This is a genomic window from Bifidobacterium parmae (genome assembly GCF_002860365.1).
Taxonomy (GTDB): domain Bacteria; phylum Actinomycetota; class Actinomycetes; order Actinomycetales; family Bifidobacteriaceae; genus Bifidobacterium; species Bifidobacterium parmae.
In genome coordinates, this window is sequence record NZ_NMWT01000019.1 from 16,026 (window position 1) to 33,642 (window position 17,617).

Here is a 17,617-nt window from a genome sequence, read left to right on the forward strand (position 1 = left end):
CGCGACGCCCGTCCGCCGCCGTCATCGCGCCCGTCACGCCCAGCGGTCGGACATCGCGAACGCGTTGTGCATCAGATTGCTGGACGTATACAGCACGTCGTTGAGCAGTGTCGTCGTGTGTTCGCGCAGGTAGTCGGCCATCCGCGCGTTCGCCGCTTCCAGCGTCGCGGTCGTCGCGGCGTCCGCGGTCGTCGCGGCGTCCGTGCGCTCGGCGGCGGTCGCGTCGGCGGCAGTCGCGTCGGCGGCGTCGGCTTCGCCGCGCCCGCCCGCGACCTGCGCCGCGACCGCCGCGTCCGTCTCGTCCACCAGACGATGGCCGTACGCGCGCACGCCCTCCGCGTATCCCTCCACCAGATTGTTCGTCTCGTAGAAGTGCGCGTCGGCGATCACCGCGATCAGACGGTTCGTCCAGTACAGGTTGCCGGTCGAGACGACCGGCGTCGTGTCGCGCAGATAGGCGGGCGTGTCGCGCACGTTCGCGTAGAACGGCGCGACCGTCGTGAACGGGCCGGAACCGAACGACGTCCACAGGACCGCGCGCGCCGCCGCCGGCGCGTACGGACGCAACTGGACCGCGACCATGTGGCCGGTGCGGTTGACGCCGATCGGACGGTAGCGGTGGCGCGATTCCGGCGTGCCGAGCGTGCCGTACGGGTCGTACGGCGTGCCCTCGAAATGCGAGGCGAGGATGCGGTCGACGTCCTCGATCGTGATCTTGTTCTCCGGCACGCGGCACCACGGGATGTCGTCGGACGTGGGCGTGTAGCGGGCGGCCGGAGAATCCCAGTCCTCGCTCGGGTTGAGGCAGCGCTGCATGTACCAGGCGCGCGGCGTGTTGTAGATGTGGTCCTTCGCCGTGGACGTGCCGAACGCGGTGCGCGGGTTGAACCGGTCCGGCGTCTCCACCGAGCCGTCCGCCGCGAAGCCGACCACGCCGCGCGCCGCGCCGAGGCCCGCGCCTCGCGTGGACACCGCGGACGCGTGCGCCGGCATCGTGCGGTCGAGCCGGTGCACGGTCATCCACTCGCGCAGGTCCGCGCTGCACAGGTATTCGCGCTGCGGGCCGAACGCGTCCTTCAGGTCGAAATCGTCGATGCCGAGCTGGTTCGGGATGGTCGCATAGCAGTCGTCGGGCACGCGGCGGGCGATCCAATGGTGGCCGCCGATCGTCTCCACGTACCAGATCTCATCCACGTCGGAGATGATCACGCCGTTCGACTCGTACGTGCCGTAGCGTTCCAGCAGTTCGCCGAGGCGCTGGACGCCTTCGCGGGCCGTGCTCACATACGGCAGGACGAGCGTGATGATGTCCTCCTCGCCGATGCCGCCCGGCTGCTCGGGGCGATAGTCCGGGTTGGGCGTGCCGTCCGGGTTGGTCGGCTCGCCCTGGGCCGGGCGCAGCTCGACGAGCGGATCGGCGGCGAGCACGCGTTCGTTCACCGCGATCGTCTCGGTGGCGCTCATCGCCACGTTGCGTTCGCTCGCGCCCGCCTCGGCGAGGATGCCGCGGTTGTTGAGCACGTTCGGGGCGATCGTGTACTGGCATGGCTCGCCGGCGTCCGTCAGGTCGATCTCCACATGGGAGAGGACGGCGCGGTAGCGGCGCGGCTGGTCCTCGGGATTGACGGTGACGAGTCGTTTCGGATCGTAGCGGCCCGAACCGGAGTCGTCATCGCGCGCGATGATCGTCGATCCGTCGATGCTGGCCGCTTTCCCTACAAGCAATGTGGTGCAAGACATGCAGCCCACTGTAGTAGGTGCGTGAAGTGGGTACGTGGAGCGAGGCGCGGGGTTGGTGGTGCGAGCGGTGGCAGGACGGGGGATACGCGTGACGGCGGTTTCGCACGGTCGCCCGTTCGCCCCCGCGGGCGGGGGCTGTCGCAGCAGGATCGTGTTCTTCTTGTCGTGCAGCAGCGTTTGCCCCCCGCTGGCGGGGGCTGCCGCCGGCGATGTAGGCGACGACCGGCTTGGTCATGGTTTTGCCCCCGCTGGCAGGGGCTGTCGGACTACGGCGGCATCGACCCGTCGCGCGGCGAGCGTTCGCCCCCCGCTGGCGGGGGCTGTCGGCTATGCCGACTGGGGGTGGTTTCCGGTCGCTGCCGGAACCGCCGTTGAATGTGCTGGGTTTCTGCTGGGTCGCGTCCTATTAATCCGTTTGCGGCGGATATGCGAAAGCCCCGAAACTGTTGGAATCATTGGCTTCGGGGCTTGTCTGCGGTGCCCCCCGTGGGATTCGAACCCACAACCCACGACTTAAAAGGACGCTGCTCTAACCGTTGAGCTAGAGGGGCAACATTTCTAAAATACACACGTCGGCCGGACATTGCAACCGCCGTTTCCGGTTTTCGTGTCCGGCGGGGCGCGCCCGGAAGAGACGATTACCTCGTCGGCCGTATCCGACCATCTGCGGGCGTACGTTCGTGACGGTATTAATCGCCTTCATCGTCGCAAACGTACACTGCCGATCTCTCAGCGTACGTTTGCGACGATGGCCGGCGAAAACACCGTCGATAGCGTGCGCTGAGACGGCCGTGCGCTGAAGCGGACTGAAGCCAGACAGACTGAAACATGAAACAAAAGAGAAAGCCCGGCGGGAAGACCGGGCTTGAGAGAGAAGAGAGAAGAAGGGATTCAGTTATTGCGGCTTTTCAACCGTGGTTCTTAGTAAACCCCCGCCTCTTCAAGAGGCCATGTGCAAATGCTGGGAAAACCATGGGAATCGTGTGCCGTTCCGGTGCCCGAGTACCCCGTGCCGGGTGTTCCTGCGCCCGCAGAATCGTTGCAGTGTGGTCTGTCGTGTCCCCATATCGCCCCATGGGAGGCGCATCGTGGAACAAGCGAAACAGATCGGCCGGTACGTGCCCATGTTGTTTCGCGGAGAACCTCGCTGGCGAATCGATGTGGACATCAGGTGCCCGGCTTGTTTCGCCGGAGCCTCCCCACGAGGCGATTTGGCTTCGTCCGATCCGGTTCGTTTCGCTGGGAAGGACGTTCGAGAGTCGAAGCGGATACGAAGTGCCCACATTGTTTCGCGAACTGCTCTGTTTGTTTGGTTAGCCCGCCCCGGCTGCCCGATCCTGCCGTGCTGGCCGGGCGGGACCAGCACGGTAAATCCACGGGCCGCCCCGCCCGCCCCGGACCGGCCGGTCAGTTGAACCCGACCACGCGTTCCGCCACGCGGTAGCCCCAGCGGATCACGAACCGGCCCGCCGAGCCATGCAGGTTCAGCGCCCGTGACATCGGCTTGCGGCGCACGTCATGGTAGATCGACGGCGAATACGCCTTGATCCCGGCCCACAGCCGCTTCTTCTTCGCATAGTTCTCCGGATCGCGCGAGAGAATCAGGAACACGCTCGCCACCGAGCTTTCGATCGCGAGGAAGTGGATCATATAGCGGTACAGCCCGTCCGGCACGGTCCCGCGTTCCGGCGTCGCCTCGACCATGCACCGGTTGACGTGGATCAGCTGGTCGACGCGCCGGATCATCACGTCGGTCTGCACGCTCTGCCCGTCGCGTCCGATGAAGTAGTGGTAGAACGGCGTGTCCAGGTACCGCAGCGACCTCACCCACGGGAACGGCTGGTACGCGTAGATGAAATCGACGTAGAACGTGTGCTCGGGCAGCTGCATGCCGGACGCGCGCACCACGGACGTGCGGAAGATCAGCGCGTGCATGAGGATGTACTCGGCGAGACCGAAATGCCCCATGTCGTCCCACGTGAGGCGCTCGCCGGCCTTCATCGCGTGGCGGAAGTTGACCACGTGCTTGCGGCGCTTGCCGACCTTGTCGTACACGTAGTTGGTGACGAGCATGTCGACCGGGTCGCCGCCCGCGATCTCGTCGCGCAGCACGGCCATCACCTCTTCGAGCGAATCGGGCCCCACCCAGTCGTCCGCGTCCACGACCTTCACGTACATGCCGCGCGCCGCCGCGATGCCCGTGTTCACCGCGCCGCCGTGGCCTTTGTTCTCCTGATGGATGGCGCGCACGATGCCGGGGAAGCGGCGTTCGAACGTGCGCGCCACCTCCAGCGTGGAGTCCTTGGATCCGTCGTCGACGATGAGCACCTCGATGTCGTCGTTGCGTCGCGCCGCGGTGAGCGACAGCACGCAGCGCTCCAGATACTCCTCCATGTTGTAGGAGGGCACCACGAAGGTGAGCGTCTTGCCGGTGGCGGCCTGTCCGTTGGCCGTCGTCGATGCCGGTTGCGTCATAGTCTCGATCCTCGAAATCACATCTGGTCTGTTCGGTTCAACGCCTCACCCTAGCACCGGCTCCACTCGGACGGGACTTATGCGCATATCCTGCACATCCGGTTCATGTTCTGTCACGCCGCGTCCGGCGCGACGGTTCCGGCGTCGCCGCCGTCCGCCGCGTCGTCCGGTTCCTGCGGAACGGACGTTCGCGGCGCGCCGGCGTCCGGTCGCGTGGTCTTCCGCGGTTTCGCGGTTTTCGCGGATTTGCCTTCGAAGATGAGTTTCGGTTTCGAGTCGAGCCGGCTCAGCCCGTGCCATGCGAGATCGACGATGTACGCGGCGAGCTGCTCCTTGCTGACTTTCGGCCGGTCCGCCCAGTACTGTCCGGTGAACACGGTCATGCCGACGAGCATCTGCGCGTAGTACGGCACGCCTTTGGGGGAGAGTTTCTGCCGTTTGAACGTGGCGGTGAGCAGATCCTCGACGCGCATCGAGATGTCGCCGAGCAGCGAGCTGAACGATCCGGACGGGTCAGTGCTCGGCGAGTCGCGCGACAGCACCTGGAATCCTTCCGCGTTCTCCTCGATGTAGGTGAGCAGCGCGAGCGCCGTGCGTTCGACGATCTGGCGCGGATGCATGTCCGGGTCGTCGAGCGCGGCGGTGAGCGCGGCGGTGAGCGCCTGCATCTCGCGGTCGACGATCACCGCGTAGAGGCCTTCCTTGCCGCCGAAATGCTCGTAGACGATCGGTTTGGAGACCTTCGCGGTGCTGGCGATCTCCTCGACGCTCACCGATTCGAATCCTTTCGATGCGAAGAGGGACCGTCCGATGCGGATGAGCTGTTCGCGTCGCTGATACGACGTCATGCGTGAGGAATTGGCCATGCCTGTTAGCTTAGCCGCCGCCGCACGCATGGTTCGCCGCCCGCGTTCCGGTATGCGACGTGTCTTGCGTGGCCCGAAACGCAGGCGGGCTTAGAATATGAAGTGTGGCAAGAGATGTGAGCGCAAACAACCCCCCGCTGCCAATCGTCGTGTAGACTGCGATATAACGTTTTACCAACCTGTCTCACCGAGGAGGCCAGCATGGCATTCGTGACGTTGCGCGATGTGGCGCGTAAAGCCGGCGTCTCCACCGCCGCCGTATCCCAGATCCTGCACGGCAAAGGCCGTTTCTCCGCAGAAACGCGCGAACTCGTGCACAAGACCGTGCAGGAGATGGGCTACGTGCCCGACCAACGCGCCCGTTCGATGCGTTCGTCCGACACGAAGACCGTCGGCCTGCTCGTGCCCGACCTGCGCAACCAGTACTTCGCCGACCTCGTCTCCTCGATGGAGGACGAGCTCTACCGCAACGGCGTCTCCACGCTCATCGGCACGTCGTCGGAGAACGTGGAACGTCAGGACGCGTTCATCGAGAACCTGCTCGGCCAGCGCATCGACGGCGCGATCGTCGTGCCGCAGGGCGTCGAATCGCCCGGCGTGCGATCCCTGATCCGCCGCGATCTGCCGCTCGTGTTCGTCGACCGCCGCATCCAGGGCGTCGAATCGGTGCCGTTTGTCGTGTCGAATCCGTACACCGGCATCCGCGAGGCGATGAAGGACCTCATCGCGCACGGGCATCGCCGCATCGGATACGTCGCGCACCCGTCGCTCGGCTCATATTCCGTCAACGAACGCGAGACCGCGTTCCGCGCGATCGCCGGCGACCTGCTCGGCGCGGCCGCGACGACGCCGTCGGCCGTCGAGGGGACCGGCGCCGCGGGCGTGGTCGTCGCGTGCGACGCGGACTACGAGTCGCGTCGCGAAGCGCTGTCGCGGCTGCTCGACGCGCACGTCACCGCCATCATGTGCGGCTATTCCCCGGACGCGATCACGATCATCGGGCTGATGCACGACCGCGGCGTCGAACTGGGGGCGGACGTCTCGCTCGTTTCGTTCGATGACATCGCCGCGTTCCGCCTGATGACGCCGAACGTCGCCGTGATCTCGCAGCAGCCGGAGCTGATGGGGCGCCGGGGCGTCGCGCTCCTGCTCGAATCGATACGCACGGGGGCGTGCGGCGAGGGGCGCACGACCAGCGTGCCCACGGTGTACATGCCGCGCAGGTCCGTGTCCGCCGTCCGGGCCGCCGCATAGCCGCCGCATAGCAAGAGGGTGCGGGGCGGAGGGTTGCCTGGCTGATTGGGTTGTCGGGCGACTTCGAAATGGCGGGGTGCGGGTTGTTCGGCTGGTGGCGGGTGCTTCGTCGTGTGACGATCGCCTTCTGCGTTGCAAGGGGTACATTCCCGTGCCTGCTTGGGTCTTTCTCGCTTCGCAGGGGTGATTGGTAAGGGATAATTCGCCTATATAGGGCGGCATGGCGGCGTTGCCGTGCGATATACGCCGTTCCCGATACCCCTTGTAATGCAGATGGGTATTCGCAACGGGGCGGTGATACCCCTCGTAACGCCGAATGGGGCGGGGCGCGGCGTGATGTGATGGTGGCGGGCGCGGTGTGGCGGGGGTGGGCCTGCCTAGGGCGGTCTGGTGCCGGCGTTGGGTGCCCGCGACGGCACCGGCGACGGGCGGCGGTGCCTCGGGCGATTGATCAGTGCTTTCGACACGCCGGTTGACCATGATGGTAAAACGTTATATCATCAAATCACGCAGTTGATAAAACGTTAAATCACCTCAGCGATGAAGTGAGTCGACGACGAAGCAGTGAGGTTTATCAGCCGCCGGAAACCGTAGGTTCAAGGAGGAAAGCGAGAGACAATGACGCAACTATCTCTGGTCAAGGTGTCGAAGATATTCGGCGCCGCCAAAGTGGTCGACGGCGTGTCGGTCACCGTGGAACCTGGCAAGGTGCATGTGCTTCTCGGCGAGAACGGCGCGGGCAAGTCGACCGTCATCAAGATGATGAGCGGCATCTACCAGCCCGACGAAGGCCATATCGAGATCGACGGCAAGACCGTGCGCATCCCGAACGTGGACGCCGCCCGCAAGTTCGGCATCGCCGTCATCCACCAGGAGCTCAACATGGTCCCCGAGCTGTCGATCATGGAGAACCTGTTCCTCGGCGCCCTGCCCACCAAGGCCGGATTCGTCGACCGTGCCGCCATGCGCAAGAAGGCGAAGGCCGCGCTCGACCTCATCGGACTCGACGAGGACGTGAACACCCCGATGGGCGAGCTCGGCGTCGCCCGCCAGCAGATGGTGGAGATCGCCAAGGCCCTCATGCAGGACGCCTCGATCCTCATCCTCGACGAGCCGACCGCCGCCCTCACCCGCAAGGAATGCGAGCACCTCTTCGGGATCATGGAGGAGCTCAAGGCCAAGGGCGTCGGCATGGTGTTCATCTCCCACCACCTCGACGAGATCGCCCGCGTCGGCGACGTCGTCACCGTGCTGCGCGACGGCAAGTACATCGACACGATCGACGCGCAGGCCCCCGAATCCGAGCTCGTGCGCCTCATGGTCGGCCGCAACATCGAAAACCAGTTCCCGCGCGTCGCGCAGGAGCCCGGCAGGACGCTCCTCAAGGTCGACCACCTGACCCGCTCCGGCACCATCGACGACGTGTCGTTCGAAGTACACGCCGGCGAGGTCGTCGGTCTGGCCGGTCTGGTCGGCGCGGGCCGCACCGAGGTGATCCGCGCGATCTTCGGCGCCGACTCCTACGACTCCGGCTCCGTCGCCGTCGACGGCCAGACGCTCCCCAAGGCGGACATCGCGAGGACGATCGCCGCAGGCGTCGGCCTCGTGCCCGAGGACCGCCGCACCCAGGGGCTGATCCTCGAAGCGTCCGTGGCCGAGAACCTCGGCCTCGCCACGATGGTCCCCACCTCGAAGTTCGGTTTCGCCGACCTCAAGGGGCAGGCGAAGCGCGAGAACGAGACCGCGAAGAAGCTGCGCATCCGCATGGCGAACGTCGACCAGGCGGCCGGATCGCTGTCCGGCGGCAACCAGCAGAAGATCGTCTTCGGCAAGTGGTCGATGGCGAACGTGAAGGTGCTGCTGCTCGACGAGCCGACCCGCGGCGTCGACGTCGGCGCCCGCGTCGAGATCTACGAGCTCATCAACGAGATCACCGCCAACGGCGGCGCGGTGCTCATGGCCTCCTCCGATCTGCCGGAGGTGCTGGGCATGTCCGATCGCGTGCTCGTGATGAGCAACGGCCGACTCAGCGGCGAGATGCCCGCCAAGGAGGCCACGCAGGAGAAGGTCATGTCGCTCGCGGTCTCCCACATGGAGGAAGACGCCGACGAGAGCCGCTGAGCCGCGACGGACCCCACGAAACCGTAATTGACGACGAAGTCGAAACACTACAAGGAGAACACTGCAATGACCGCCAAAGAAGCCAAGCTCGGATATGATTCCGGCAACACCACCGCGCTGGACAAGGTGAAGAGGTTCGCCTCCCGCAACGGAGCCCTCATCGGCCTGATCATCCTGTGCATCGCGCTGTCGATCGCCACCCCGGCGTTCCTCACCGGGCCCAACATGCTCAACGTGGGCGTCCAGGCCGCCACCGTCGCCATCCTCGCGTTCGGCCAGACGTTCGTGATCGTCGAGGCCGGCATCGATCTGTCCGTCGGTTCGGTCGCCGCCGTCTCCAGCATGCTGGTCGCCTACACCGGCGCCTCGATGGGCATGCCGCCGCTCGTGACGATCCTCATCGGCATCCTCACCGGCGCCGTGTTCGGCGCGCTCTCCGGTCTCGCCAACGCGTACCTCAAGCTGCCGGGCTTCATCGCCACGCTCGCCATGATGTCCGTCGCCCGAGGCCTCACGCTCGTCATCTCCGACGGCCGCCCGATCTCCACCTCCGGCATGGTCAACTTCTTCGGTTCCACCGTGGCCGGCATCCCGATGCCGATCGTGATGATGATCATCATGGGCGTCATCGCCGCCGTCATCCTCAACTTCACCAGCATCGGCCGCTCCATGTACGCGGTCGGCGGCAACATGGAGGCCTCCCGCCTGTCCGGCATCTCCGTGCACAAGACCCAGATCATGGTGTACGTGCTCTCCGGCGTGTTCGCCGCCGTCGCCGGCCTCGTGATCGCCGGTCGACTGCACTCCGCCCAGCCTCAGGCCGCCTCCGGCTACGAGATGGACGCCATCGCCTCCGTCGTGATCGGCGGCGCGTCCCTCTCCGGCGGCAAGGGCAAGATCTCCGGCACGTTCATCGGCGCGATCCTCCTCGCCGTGATCCGCAACGGCCTCAACATCCTCAACGTGTCCTCCTTCTGGCAGCAGGTCGTCATCGGTCTCGTCATCGCCTTCGCGGTGAGCTTCGACACCCTGCGCCGCAAGGTCGACACCCACTGATCGCCCCCAACCCAACCAAATCCAATCAAACCGCAACGAAGCAGTACCCAACCAACCCACACCACAACCACATACCCACATCACAACCACATAGAGAAAGAAGACAACGATGTTCAACCTCAACCCCGCCTTCAAGAAGACCGTCCGCGCCGCCCTCGCCATCGTGTGCGCCGGAACCATGATGGTCGGCGCCGCGGCCTGCGGAGGCACCTCCTCCTCCGGCGGCGACAAGGTCGCCCTGCTCGTCTCCACGCTCAACAACCCGTTCTTCGTCGACCTGCGCGACGGCGCCCAGGAGGCCGCGAAGGACCTCGGCGTCGAGCTCATGGTCTCCGACGCGCAGAACGATTCTGCCACCCAGCAGAACCAGGCGCAGAACGCGCAATCGCAGGGCGCGAAGGCCGTCATCATCAACCCGGTCGACTCCGACGCCGCCTCGCCGGCCGTCGCCCCGCTGCTCAGCTCCGGCATGCCGGTCATCTCCGTCGACCGTTCCGTCACCGGCGAGGACGTGACCAGCCACATCGCCTCCGACAACGTGGCCGGCGGTGCCCAGGCCGCCGACGAGCTCGCCAAGGCGATCGGCGAGAAGGGCGACGTCATCATCCTGCAGGGCACGCCGGGCGCCGCCTCCACGCGCGACCGCGGCGACGGCTTCAAGAAGCAGATCAAGAAGTACTCCGGCATCAAGGTCGTGGCCGAGCAGACCGCGAACTTCGACCGCGCCGAAGCCCTCAACGTGACCACCAACCTGCTGCAGTCCAACCCGGACGTCGTCGGCATCTACGCGGAGAACGACGAGATGGCGCTCGGCGCCGTCCAGTCCCTCGGCGCCAAGGCCGGCAAGGACGTGAAGATCTTCGGCTTCGACGGCACCGAGGACGGCCTCAAGGCCGTGAACTCCGGCACCATGGTCGGCACGATCGCCCAGCAGCCGAAGGAGCTCGGCAAGAAGGCCGTCGAGGCGGCGGTCAAGGCCATCAAGGGCGAAAGCGTCCAGAAGACCGAATCCATCGAGGTGAAGACCGTCACCAAGGAGAACGTCGCCGACTTCCATTGACGCGACCCATCGCCTCACCCCATCACCAGTTCGAAGAGGAACAGGAGAACCACCATGCTCACCCACGGCATCATCAACGCCCAACTCGCCCACGCGCTCGCCGGCCTGCGCCATAAGGACCGCTTCGTCATCTCCGACGCCGGCCTGCCCGTCCAGCCGGGCATCGAGATCATCGACCTCGCCGTCGTGCTCGGCGTGCCCACCTTCGAGGAGGTGCTCGACGCGCTCAAAGGCGAACTCGTGCTCGAGGAGGGCCTCATGGCCGAGGAGGCGCGCGGCACCGTCGCCGAACAGTGGGTCAAGGATCGCTTCGAGGTTCCGCTCAGCTACGTGCCGCACGATGGCGACGAAGGATTCAAGGCGAACGTCGAAGGCGTGCGCTTCGTGATCCGCACCGGCGAGACCACGCCCTACGCGAACGTGATCTTCCGCTGCGGCGTCCCGTTCTGACCGTCCGTCGCACGAACGCACACACGCGCGAGAAGGAAAGGATGACGACATGACCGACAATGTGAAGGCCCCCGCGACCGGCGCCGCCGCGCTCGACCTGCTGTACGACATCGACGCCACGGACGCGCTCGTCTCCGTGATCGGATCGATGAACGTCGACTACACGGTGACCACGCAGCGCCTGCCGCAGCCCGGCGAAACCGTCAACGGCGGCCCGCTCACGCTGCTGCCCGGCGGCAAGTCCGCCAACCAGGCGGCCGCCGCCGCGCGCATCGGCGCGAACGTGCGCATGTTCGGCGCGGTCGGCGACGACGCGAACGCCGACTTCCTGCTGACGCATCTGGGCGAGGCGGGCGTCGACACCGCGCACGTCGCGCACGTGTCCGGCCCGTCCGGCACCACGGTGATCGCCGTCGACGCGGGCGGCGAGAACACGATCATCTACTCCGCCGGTTCCAACTGCAAGGTGACGCCCGACTACGTCGCGGATTCCGCCGCCGCGCTCACCGAGGCGAAGGTGCTCGGCCTGTGCCTCGAAGCGCCGATGGAGACCGTCACCGCGTGCGCGAAGCTCTGCCACGACGCGGGACTGAAGGTGCTGCTCAACGATTCGCCGTTCGTGCCCGAACTGCCCGCCGAGCTGATCGCCGCCTCCGACATCCTGCTCGTCAACGAGCATGAGATGGCGCAGCTGCTCGGCATCGACGAGCCGTCCGACGGCGACTGGGACGGCGAGGACTGGAACGCGATCGCCGCCCGCATGCACGGATTCGGCTACGAGCAGGCGGTCGTCACCCTGGGCGGCGACGGCTCGGTCGTCATCGACGGCGACGACGTGCACCGCGTCGCGCCGGTGAAGGTCGACGCGGTCGACACGACCGGCTGCGGCGATTCGTTCATGGGCACGATCCTCGCCGGCCTCGCCGCCGGGCGGTCCCTGCCGGACAGCGCGCGTCTCGCCTCCTACGTTTCCGCGTACGCGGCGACCGGATTGGGCGCGCAGGCCTCCTACGGCACCGCCGAGCAGATCCGCGCACGGTTCGCGTAGGATTCCCTCCGGAGCGATCACGGTTCCCTCCCCGGTCGGCCACGGTTTTCCATGGACGACCGAGGAGGGAACCGTTGTTGTATGTGGGGCGGGGCGTGATGGGAGGGGAGCGGGGCTGGGTGGGTGACGGCCATCGTTACACTGGGGGTCATGGATAGCAATACATTGGCCATGGTCGGCGTCGCCGTAGTCGCGATCGTCCTGATCCTGTTGGCGGTCTGGTTCTCCAAGTCGCGCAAGCGCGATCTTGACAAAACGATCGAGGAGCGTCAGGCGCGCCGCGACCTGCCTCCGGAAACTCCCTCCGGCGCGGCTGGCACGGACCACCCCCAGTCGGCTGCGCCGACAGCCCCCGCCAGCGGGGGCGAGGAACACGAGCCGGAGGCCGCGGAGCCCGCGCCCGAGGCGGAGCCCGCGTCCGCGTCCGTACCCGAGCCTGAGGCGGCGCCCGCGCAGGAGCTGGAACCTGAGCCGGCGGCGGCGAAGGTGGAGACGCCGGAGTCGGTGGGCGGGAGGCTCGCACGGCTCAAGGCGAAGCTCGCCAAGTCGAACAATCCGTTCGGCAAGGCGCTGTTCAACATCCTCGCGAAGGACAACCTCTCCGAATCCGACTGGGAGGACGTCGAAGACACGCTCCTGCTCGCCGACGTCGGCGCCGAAGCCTCCGAACAGCTCGTCGACGAACTGCGCACCGACGCGCGCGTCACCGGCAAGGCCGATCCGGCCGAGGTGCGCGCCGCTCTGAAGGAGAAGCTGCTCGACCTGGTCGGCCGCGACACCGACCGCACCCTCAACGCGGACAAGCCGGGCGCGAACCGTCCGGGCGTCATCATCATGGTGGGCGTCAACGGCACCGGCAAGACCACGACCGCAGGCAAGCTCGCCCGCCTGTTCGTCTCCGAAGGCAAGAGCGTCGTGCTCGGCGCGGCCGACACGTTCCGCGCCGCCGCCGCCGACCAGCTCGAAACGTGGGGCGCGAAGGTCGACGTGCCGGTCGTCCGCTCCGACAAGGACGGCGCCGACCCGGCGTCCGTCGCGTTCGAGGCGAGCGCCAAGGCCAAGGAGCTGGACGCCGACGTGCTCATCATCGACACGGCCGGACGCCTCCAGAACAAGGCGAACCTGATGGACGAGCTCGGCAAGATCCGCCGCGTCACCGAGAAGAACCTTCCCGTCGACGAGGTGCTGCTCGTGCTCGACGCGACCACCGGCCAGAACGGCATGACCCAGGCGAAGGTGTTCGCCGAGGCGATTGGCATCACCGGCGTCGTGCTCTCCAAGCTCGACGGCTCCGCGAAGGGCGGCATCGTCATCTCCGTGCAGAAGGAGCTCGGCGTGCCCGTCAAGCTCGTCGGCCTCGGCGAAGGCCCCGACGACCTCGCGCCGTTCGACCCGGAGGGCTTCGTCGACGGCATCCTCGCCTGACACGCCTACGCCGCCTGCGCGTGCCGTCGCCCGCTCCCGCCGGCGGGAGCTGTCGGCCGCAGGCCGACTGAGGGTGGTCATGGCGGCGCGCATACGCGAGTGAGCCCGCATCGGTCCGCATCGTGAACCGGCGCACCCCGCGCGGCGCCCGCGACACAGGTCCCGAATCATGTTGGAAACATGATTCGGGACCTTCGCGTTTCCGGCGGAAAACCGCCGCATGCCGCCGTCGCACGCGCTCCCGGAAGCCCATCGGCGATTAACAATCGCGTAACCTGCCGTAACGAAACGAAAACCATCCGGGCGTTCACTATCGAACCGTTAGCCCCCACGAGGGGGACGACGAAAGAACGAACGACTCCGCCCGCGCGACGGAGCGAAGATGTGAAAGAGAGGGAGGTAGACATGGATTCCGGAAATACCGCATGGATTTTGACTTCCGCGTCCCTGGTTTTCCTCATGACGCCGGGTGTGGCGTTCTTCTACGGTGGCATGGTCCGTGCGAAGGCCGTGCTGAACATGTTCATGCTTGAGGCGGCCGCGCTGTCCGTCACGATGATTGTCTGGACCCTGTGGGGTTGGTCGATCGCGTACGCCGGCACCGACGTCGCCGGCATCTTCGGCGATCCGGCCTCCGGCTTCCTGCTGAAGGATTCGATGGTCGCCAAGGACGGCGTGTTCACCACGACCGGCCTGAACTCCAACAACTACCCGGTGTCCGTGGACGTGGCCTTCCAGGTCGCCTTCGCGATGATCACCGTCGGCCTGATCTGCGGCGCCATCGCCGAGCGCGTCAAGTACAGCACGTGGATGATCTTCGTCGCGCTGTGGGTCACGTTCGACTACGCCCCGATGGCCCACATGGTCTGGAACGGCGGTCTGCTGTCCGGTGACGGCGCGATCTCCACCGCCATCGGCGCCGCCGCCCACGATTTCGCAGGCGGCACCGTCGTCCACATCAACGCCGCAGTCGCCGCGCTGATCATCGTCCTCATCATCGGCAAGCGCAAGGGCTTCGGCACGCAGCCGTTCCGCCCGCACAACGTCCCGTTCGTCATGCTCGGCGCCTTCCTGCTGTGGTTCGGCTGGTTCGGCTTCAACGCCGGCTCCGCGTTCGCCGCGAACGGCACCGCCGGCTACGCCTGGGTGTCCACCTCCGCCGCGACCGCCGCCGCCATGCTCTCCTGGGGCTTCACCGAGAAGATCCGTTCCGGCCACTACACCGCGATGGGCGCCGCCTCCGGTATGGTCGCCGGCCTGGTCGCCATCACCCCGGCCGCCGATGTCGTCTCCCCGCTGTGGGCCATCGTGCTCGGCGCGATCGCCGGCGTGCTCACCTGCCTCGCCTGCGGCCTCAAGTTCAAGCTCGGCTACGATGACTCCCTCGATGTCGTCGGCGTCCACGGCGTCGGCGGCGTGACCGGCACCGTCCTCATCGGCTTCTTCGGCGAGGGCACCGGCCTGTTCGCCGGCGGCGACTGGAAGCAGCTCGTCGTGCAGATCCTCATTGCGCTGTCCGCCATCGTCTACTCCGCCGTGATCACCGGCATCATCGCCTTCGCGCTGGAGAAGACCATCGGCTGGCGCGTCACCGAAGCCCAGGAAGTCGGCGGCATCGACCTTGCCGACCAGGGCGAACGTGCCTACGATTTTGCTGGTACCGCCAGCTCCGTCCTCAAGGAGGTGAGGTGAGATGAAGCTCATCACCGCAATCATTCAGCCCCATAAGCTCGACGACGTCAAGGAGGCCCTCGCGGCCGCCGGCGTGCATGGTCTGACCGTCTCCGAGGCGAACGGCTACGGCCGCCAGCGCGGACACACCGAGGTCTACCGCGGCGCCGAATACACCGTCGACCTGATCCCGAAGATCCGCGTCGAGGTCCTGGCCGACGACGCCGACGCCGAAACGCTCGTCGGCGTGATCGTCAAGGCCGCCGGCACCGGCACCATCGGCGACGGCAAGGTCTGGGTCGCCCCGCTCGACTCGGTGACGCGCGTGCGCACCGGCGAGTCCGGTTCCGCCGCGATCTGACCGATCCGACCGGTTCCGACCGGTTCGGTCATCACAGACGTCCCTCCCTCCCGGCGCGTATCGTTCACTGACCGCCGGGAAGGGTCGGACCATCAATAGACAAGAGGTCCCCGCACGCAGCCCCCGAGCCGTGCGGGGACCTTCTTACATAAGGAGCACACGCGAAATGGCATCGGCGGTCGATGGTCTCAAACAACGATTCATGGCGATGAGCCAGCCGGACGCGGACGGCGTCTACCGCGACGGCGCGGCGAAACGCAAGGCCCGCACCGCACTGGCGATGGACTGCCTGAAACGCCTCTGGAACGAGGCGAAGACGAACGTCGGCTTCGACGTGCCGGACCACGGCATCGGCCTCGCCGCCGTCGGCTCGCTCGCCCGCGGCCAGATCGGCCCCAGCTCCGACCTCGACCTCGTCCTCATCTACGATCCGCACGCCCTCAACGACGAGCATCTCAACCAGCTCGCCAACAAGCTCTGGTACCCGCTGTGGGATTCCGGCCTCGACCTCGACCATTCGGTGCGCACTCGCCAGCAGTGCGAATCCGTGACCGACCATGACCTGCCCGCCGCGATGGGATGGCTCGACGTGGAGCCCGTCGCCGGCGACCTCGACCTCATCCGCACCACCGCCGATTCGATCCTCGAACGCTGGCGCAAGGCCGCGCGCAAACGCCTGCCCGAACTGCTCGCCTCCGCCACGAGCCGCCTCGACGAATTCGGCCGCCTCCAATACATCAACCAGCCGGACATCAAGGAGGCGCGCGGCGGCCTGCGCGACTCGGTGCTCGTCTCCGCGCTCGCCGTCTCCTGGCTCGCCGACCGTCCGCACGGCGTCTACGACGACGCGGTCGAACGGCTGCTCGACGTGCGCGACTGCATCCACCTCGCCGCGAACAAGGACACGAACCTGCTGCTCGTGCGCTATCAGGACAAGGTCGCCGCGATGCTCGGCCTCGCCGACCCGACCCTGCCCGCGGGCGGCGAACGCGAGGCGAAGTCGATCGACGACCTGCAGACGCTGCTCGCGCGCATCGGCCGTCGCATCGCGTTCTCGCTCGACTCGACCGCCTCCCGCGCCCAACATTCGCTCACGCACGAGAAACCGCGGTTCGCGTTCTTCCAGATGATGTCGCAACGCGCCGGCGGCCGCCGCGAGGCGCCGAAATTCGATGTGGTCGCGCCCGGCGTGGCCGCGCACGAGCATGAGATCGTGCTCGCGCCCGGCGCCGACCCGTCGCGCGACGCCTCGCTCGCGCTGCGCGTCGCGCTCGCCTCGGCACGGCAGGGGCTCCCGATCAATCCGGGCACGTTGGAGAACCTGCGTCGATGCCCGATCCACAGCAACCGGTGGGATGCGACGACGCGCGACCTGTTCGTGCGGTTGCTCGCGTCCGGGCCCGAGCTGATCCGCGTGTGGGAGGAGATCGACTTCGACGACATCCCCGGCAAGTGGATGCCGGAATGGCTGGGCATCCGCAATCGTCCGTCGGTGTCGGCCGCGCACCGCTACACGATCGACCGTCATTCCGTGGAGGTCGTCTCGCGCCTCACGCGCACAATCGGATTCCCGTCGGCCGCGGACCGCGAAGGCCGGTCCGCGGGCGTCGTACTCGGCGCGGGCGGTACCGGTGGCTCCGGCGCGTCCGGCGCGGGCGCCCGCGTGCCGCAGTACGATGACGCGCACTACACCGCGCTGCTGCTCGCCGGCATCCTGCACGACATCGGCAAGCGTCCCGGCGTCGCCGACCATGCGGCGGAGGGCGCGCGCCACGCGCCGGTGATCCTCAAGCGCATGGGCTACGACGCGGACACGATCCGCATGGTGACGCTGCTGGTGCGCGAGCATCTCACGTTGAGCGAGTTCGCGACCGGCCGCAATCCGAACGATCCGAACACCGGCTCCGATCTCGCGAACCGGCTGCGCCACGATCCGATGCTGCTCGACATGCTCTACGATCTGACGCGCGCCGACGGCTCCTCGCTCGGCGCGACCTCCGAGGAGGCCATCACGAAGAAATACGGTTGGAGCACGTGGCGCGAGACCCTCGTCAAGCAGATGGTCGCCGCCACCCGCTATCACCTGTAGC

At 66.9% G+C, this 17,617-nt stretch carries 13 protein-coding genes and 1 tRNA gene; 10 read left to right on the forward strand and 4 right to left on the reverse strand.

The annotated features are described in order from the left end of the window. Window positions 1-33 precede the first annotated feature (33 nt). The 4 genes from Uis4E_RS06925 to Uis4E_RS06940 form a co-directional block, all read right to left on the reverse strand. Window positions 34-1,740, reverse strand: coding sequence for a C69 family dipeptidase (locus Uis4E_RS06925; RefSeq protein ID WP_101622472.1), 1,707 nt, complete (start codon window positions 1,738-1,740; stop codon window positions 34-36). Between the two features lie 478 nt (window positions 1,741-2,218). Beyond that, window positions 2,219-2,291: transfer RNA gene (locus Uis4E_RS06930), tRNA-Lys, on the reverse strand. Window positions 2,292-3,147: 856 nt separating this feature from the next. After that, window positions 3,148-4,215, reverse strand: a complete 1,068-nt coding sequence (locus Uis4E_RS06935) for a glycosyltransferase family 2 protein (RefSeq protein WP_101622473.1) — start codon at window positions 4,213-4,215, stop codon at window positions 3,148-3,150. Window positions 4,216-4,328: 113 nt separating this feature from the next. Continuing rightward, the gene (locus tag Uis4E_RS06940) at window positions 4,329-5,081 is read right to left on the reverse strand and encodes a TetR family transcriptional regulator (RefSeq protein ID WP_101622474.1); all 753 of its coding nucleotides are present in this window, start codon (window positions 5,079-5,081) and stop codon (window positions 4,329-4,331) included. Between the two features lie 201 nt (window positions 5,082-5,282). On the opposite strand from Uis4E_RS06940, the gene Uis4E_RS06945 reads away from it, so the two are divergent. The 10 genes from Uis4E_RS06945 to Uis4E_RS06990 all read left to right on the forward strand — a co-directional run bounded on the left by Uis4E_RS06945 (window position 5,283) and on the right by Uis4E_RS06990 (window position 17,616). Further along, window positions 5,283-6,335, forward strand: coding sequence for a LacI family DNA-binding transcriptional regulator (locus tag Uis4E_RS06945; protein WP_101622475.1), 1,053 nt, complete (start codon window positions 5,283-5,285; stop codon window positions 6,333-6,335). A 618-nt stretch (window positions 6,336-6,953) separates the two neighbouring features. Further along, the gene (locus Uis4E_RS06950) at window positions 6,954-8,456 is read left to right on the forward strand and encodes a sugar ABC transporter ATP-binding protein (protein ID WP_101622476.1); all 1,503 of its coding nucleotides are present in this window, start codon (window positions 6,954-6,956) and stop codon (window positions 8,454-8,456) included. 66 nt (window positions 8,457-8,522) lie between these two features. Next, window positions 8,523-9,512: an ABC transporter permease gene (locus Uis4E_RS06955; RefSeq protein ID WP_101622477.1), complete on the forward strand. Its 990-nt coding sequence runs from the start codon at window positions 8,523-8,525 to the stop codon at window positions 9,510-9,512. A 109-nt stretch (window positions 9,513-9,621) separates the two neighbouring features. Then, window positions 9,622-10,572 carry a D-ribose ABC transporter substrate-binding protein gene (locus Uis4E_RS06960; RefSeq protein ID WP_101622478.1) on the forward strand — a complete coding sequence of 317 codons (951 nt, stop codon included), beginning with the start codon at window positions 9,622-9,624 and terminating at the stop codon, window positions 10,570-10,572. 54 nt (window positions 10,573-10,626) lie between these two features. Then, entirely contained in the window at window positions 10,627-11,022 is a 396-nt protein-coding gene (gene rbsD, locus Uis4E_RS06965) for a D-ribose pyranase (RefSeq protein WP_034529720.1), read from the forward strand. 49 nt (window positions 11,023-11,071) lie between these two features. Continuing rightward, the gene (locus tag Uis4E_RS06970) at window positions 11,072-12,070 is read left to right on the forward strand and encodes a ribokinase (RefSeq protein ID WP_101622479.1); all 999 of its coding nucleotides are present in this window, start codon (window positions 11,072-11,074) and stop codon (window positions 12,068-12,070) included. Window positions 12,071-12,220: 150 nt separating this feature from the next. After that, complete coding sequence (ftsY, locus tag Uis4E_RS06975; RefSeq protein WP_101622480.1) at window positions 12,221-13,495, forward strand: signal recognition particle-docking protein FtsY; 1,275 nt, start codon at window positions 12,221-12,223, stop codon at window positions 13,493-13,495. A gap of 405 nt (window positions 13,496-13,900) precedes the next feature. Next, window positions 13,901-15,187 (forward strand): ammonium transporter, encoded by a 1,287-nt coding sequence (locus Uis4E_RS06980; RefSeq protein ID WP_101622481.1) that lies wholly within the window; start codon window positions 13,901-13,903, stop codon window positions 15,185-15,187. A gap of 1 nt (window position 15,188) precedes the next feature. Continuing rightward, window positions 15,189-15,527: a P-II family nitrogen regulator gene (locus Uis4E_RS06985; protein WP_101622482.1), complete on the forward strand. Its 339-nt coding sequence runs from the start codon at window positions 15,189-15,191 to the stop codon at window positions 15,525-15,527. Between the two features lie 166 nt (window positions 15,528-15,693). Beyond that, window positions 15,694-17,616 carry a [protein-PII] uridylyltransferase family protein gene (locus tag Uis4E_RS06990; RefSeq protein WP_101622483.1) on the forward strand — a complete coding sequence of 641 codons (1,923 nt, stop codon included), beginning with the start codon at window positions 15,694-15,696 and terminating at the stop codon, window positions 17,614-17,616. Window position 17,617: the final 1 nt, after the last annotated feature.

Excerpts from the sequence above, each read along its gene's own strand:
- Uis4E_RS06970 (WP_101622479.1), top strand. The coding sequence starts at position 11,072 with ATGACCGACAATGTGAAGGCCCCCGCGACCGGCGCCGCCGCGCTCGAC.
- rbsD (WP_034529720.1), top strand. The coding sequence starts at position 10,627 with ATGCTCACCCACGGCATCATCAACGCCCAACTCGCCCACGCGCTCGCC.
- Uis4E_RS06980 (WP_101622481.1), top strand. The coding sequence starts at position 13,901 with ATGGATTCCGGAAATACCGCATGGATTTTGACTTCCGCGTCCCTGGTT.
- Uis4E_RS06960 (WP_101622478.1), top strand. The coding sequence starts at position 9,622 with ATGTTCAACCTCAACCCCGCCTTCAAGAAGACCGTCCGCGCCGCCCTC.
- Uis4E_RS06955 (WP_101622477.1), top strand. The coding sequence starts at position 8,523 with ATGACCGCCAAAGAAGCCAAGCTCGGATATGATTCCGGCAACACCACC.
- Uis4E_RS06925 (WP_101622472.1), bottom strand. The coding sequence starts at position 1,740 with ATGTCTTGCACCACATTGCTTGTAGGGAAAGCGGCCAGCATCGACGGA.
- Uis4E_RS06990 (WP_101622483.1), top strand. The coding sequence starts at position 15,694 with ATGGCATCGGCGGTCGATGGTCTCAAACAACGATTCATGGCGATGAGC.
- Uis4E_RS06985 (WP_101622482.1), top strand. The coding sequence starts at position 15,189 with ATGAAGCTCATCACCGCAATCATTCAGCCCCATAAGCTCGACGACGTC.
- ftsY (WP_101622480.1), top strand. The coding sequence starts at position 12,221 with ATGGATAGCAATACATTGGCCATGGTCGGCGTCGCCGTAGTCGCGATC.
- Uis4E_RS06950 (WP_101622476.1), top strand. The coding sequence starts at position 6,954 with ATGACGCAACTATCTCTGGTCAAGGTGTCGAAGATATTCGGCGCCGCC.
- Uis4E_RS06935 (WP_101622473.1), bottom strand. The coding sequence starts at position 4,215 with ATGACGCAACCGGCATCGACGACGGCCAACGGACAGGCCGCCACCGGC.
- Uis4E_RS06945 (WP_101622475.1), top strand. The coding sequence starts at position 5,283 with ATGGCATTCGTGACGTTGCGCGATGTGGCGCGTAAAGCCGGCGTCTCC.
- Uis4E_RS06940 (WP_101622474.1), bottom strand. The coding sequence starts at position 5,081 with ATGGCCAATTCCTCACGCATGACGTCGTATCAGCGACGCGAACAGCTC.